The sequence below is a fragment of the Arthrobacter agilis genome, assembly GCF_002953615.1.
GTDB lineage: Bacteria > Actinomycetota > Actinomycetes > Actinomycetales > Micrococcaceae > Arthrobacter_D > Arthrobacter_D agilis_B.
Genome location: NZ_CP024915.1, coordinates 2,119,755 through 2,122,979, shown reverse-complemented (window position 1 = coordinate 2,122,979; position 3,225 = coordinate 2,119,755). Strand labels below are relative to the sequence as shown.

Here is a 3,225-nt window from a genome sequence, read left to right as displayed (position 1 = left end):
CCCGCCCGGCGTCGACGCCTGGGTCATCCAGCGCGAACAGCTGACACCCGTGCAGTACGCCGAGACGTGGCTGCGGGACGCCGCGGAGAACCGCGACCGGGAGGCATACCTCGAGAGCTTCGCGGACTACCTCGCGGACTTCGCGTCGCGGGATGTCGAGGGGATCGGCTTCGGCTCCGTATGGCTGCGTCGGCCCGGCAACCCCAACGACCTCGTCCGGGTCACGCTGGAGGAGATCACCCACGAGATCGAACAGCCCGTGGGCCCCCACCTTGCCGCCGCGATCGGCCGGAACGACTGGCTCGCCGCCCACACGGAGCAGGCGGCGTCGGGCATCGGGATCGCCGACGAGTTCCTGCTGGTGGCGGACGACGTCACCGAGGAACGTCATGCACGGCCCGGAGCGGAACATCCCGGCGTCATCCTGCTGCGGCAGGGAGCGGGGCTGCGGCGCACCACGCTGCTGAGCACCGAGCTCGCCGGATTCGTGTCCGCATGCGACGGCGATCTCACCGCGGGCCAGATCGCGGGTGCGCTCGCGATGCTCCTGGACCGGCCCGACGCGGCGTTCACAGCGGAACTGCTGGTCGATGTCGAGCAGCTCGTCCGCGAGGGCTTCCTGATTCCGGCCCCCTGAAACCAGCGGTTACCCTTGTGCAGGTACGCATGACGCATACTGTGAGGTGAGGCCGAGCAGCGGGATCCGGACCGGACACCCACGCACCTGCCGCGGCATCGCACCCGTATATATAGGAGAGATGTGCCGACCAAGGCCACGGACAAGAAGCACGGCAAGAAGCTCGTCATCGTAGAGTCCCCCAGCAAGATCAAGAGCATTTCGGGCTATCTCGGCGAGGGTTTCCAGGTCGCGGCGTCCATGGGGCACATCCGGGATCTCCCGCAGCCCTCCGACCTCCCCGCCGAACTCAAGAAGTCCTCGGTGGGCAAGTTCGCCGTGGACCTCGACAAGGATTTCGAGCCGTACTACGTCGTCTCCCCGGAGAAGCGGAAGACGGTCGCCGAGCTCAAGGCCGCCCTGAAGGACGCCGACGAGCTCTATCTCGCGACCGATAACGACCGCGAGGGCGAGGCCATCGCGTGGCACCTGCTGCAGGTCCTCAAGCCGAAGGTCCCCGTCTACCGCCTGACGTTCGGCGAGATCACCAAGGAAGCCGTGACGCGCGCCATGGGCGAGCTGCGCGACGTCGACATCCCCATGGTCGACGCCCAGGAGACCCGGCGCATCCTCGACCGACTGTACGGCTACGAGATCTCCCCCGTGCTGTGGCGCAAGGTGGCCCGCGGCCTGTCCGCCGGGCGCGTGCAGTCCGTGGCGACTCGGCTCGTCGTGGAGCGCGAGCGCGAGCGGATGGCGTTCCGGACCGCCTCGTACTGGGACCTCACCGGCACGTTCACCCCCGAGGACTCGGCGAAGGGCAGCACCTTCCCGGCCAAGCTCGTCGCCGTCGACGGCGGCCGGATCGCGACCGGCAAGGACTTCACCGACCGCGGCGAGCTGAAGGGCGCCAACGCGGTCCGGCTCGACGAGGAGGCGGCACGGTCCCTCGCCGCCGGGCTGGAGAGCGCCGCCTTCACCGTGCGCTCCGTCGAGACGAAGCCGTACACGCGCCGTCCCGCGGCACCGTTCACGACGTCGACCCTGCAGCAGGAGGCGGCCCGCAAGCTGCGTTTCAGCTCGAAGGTCACCATGCAGGTGGCGCAGCGGCTGTACGAGAACGGCTACATCACCTACATGCGTACCGACTCGTCGGCGCTCTCGGACCAGGCCATCAACGCCGCCCGCCGGCAGGCCTCCGAGCTGTACGGTCCCGAGTACGTCCCCGAGTCGCGCCGCGTCTACAAGGGGAAGGCCAAGAACGCCCAGGAGGCGCACGAGGCCATCCGTCCTGCGGGAGACTCGTTCCGCACCCCCGCGCAGGTCGCCCAGTCCCTGCGCGGTGACGAATTCCGCCTGTACGAGCTGATCTGGAAGCGGACCGTGGCCTCGCAGATGGCGGACGCCAAGGGTTCGACGGCCTCGCTCCGCCTCGGCGCGACGAGCGCCGACGGCCGGGACGCCGAATTCGCCGCCTCCGGCACCGTCATCACGTTCCGCGGCTTCCTCGCCGCCTACGAGGAGGGCCGCGACGCCGACCGCAACGAGGACGGCTCCGACGACGACGCCCAGGGCACGCGCCTGCCCAACGTCGCCACGGGCGACGCCCTCGGTGCGACGGCGATCGAGGCCATCGGCCACGAGACGTCCCCGCCGCCGCGCTACACCGAGGCTTCGCTGGTCAAGGTGCTGGACGAGCGGGGGATCGGCCGCCCGTCCACGTACGCCGCGACGATGTCCACCATCATGGACCGCGGCTACGTGCGGACCCGCGGCCAGGCCCTCGTGCCGAGCTGGATCGCGTTCTCCGTGGTGCGCCTGCTCGAGGAGCACTTCAACGACTACGTCGACTACGACTTCACGGCGGAACTCGAGGAGGACCTCGACCGCATCTCGCGGGGCGAGGCCGGGCGCGTGGAGTGGCTCAACCACTTCTACTACGGTGACCGCAAGGACACGGGCCTGCACACGATCGTCAACGAGCTCGGCGAGATCGACGCGCGCCGGATCAACTCGGTGGAGATCGCCGAGGGCATCACCCTGCGGGTGGGCAAGTTCGGCCCGTATCTCGAGAAGCCCCTGCCGGAGGATGCGCCCGAGGGGACCGAGCCCCAGCGCGCCAACGTGCCCGAGGACCTCGCACCGGACGAGCTGACGGCCGAGAAGGCGATCGAACTGATGGAGGCGCCGACGTCGGAGGAACGCGTTCTCGGCACCGACCCGGAGACCGGGCGCACGATCGTGGCCCGCGACGGGCGCTACGGGCCGTACGTCATCGAGCTGATCCCCGAGGTCACGGCCGAGGAGCTCGCGAGCCAGCCGGTCGAGTACTACAAGAACGGCAAGCCGAAGCCGCCGAAGAAGCCTGCGAAGGTCAAGCCCCGCACGGGTTCGCTCTTCAAGTCCATGGCCGTGGACACGGTGACGCTCGAGGACGCCCTCAAGCTGATGAATCTGCCGCGTGTCCTCGGGACGGACGAGGACGGCAAGGAGATCACGGTGCAGAACGGCAGGTTCGGCCCGTACCTGAAGAAGGGCAGCGATTCCCGGTCCATCGGCTCGGAGGAGGAGATCTTCACGATCACCCTCGAGCAGGCGCTGGAGATCTA

Annotated in this window: 1 protein-coding gene and 1 pseudogene; both read left to right on the top strand. The window is 69.0% G+C overall.

Going from position 1 to position 3,225, the window contains the following annotated elements; translation table 11 throughout:
- Positions 1-637 (top strand): annotated as a pseudogene (locus CVO76_RS10370) (SAM-dependent methyltransferase); the annotation flags it as partial.
- 123 nt (positions 638-760) lie between these two features.
- On the top strand, positions 761-3,225 hold a 2,465-nt coding region (topA, locus tag CVO76_RS10365; protein ID WP_208739177.1), incomplete at its 3' end, for a type I DNA topoisomerase.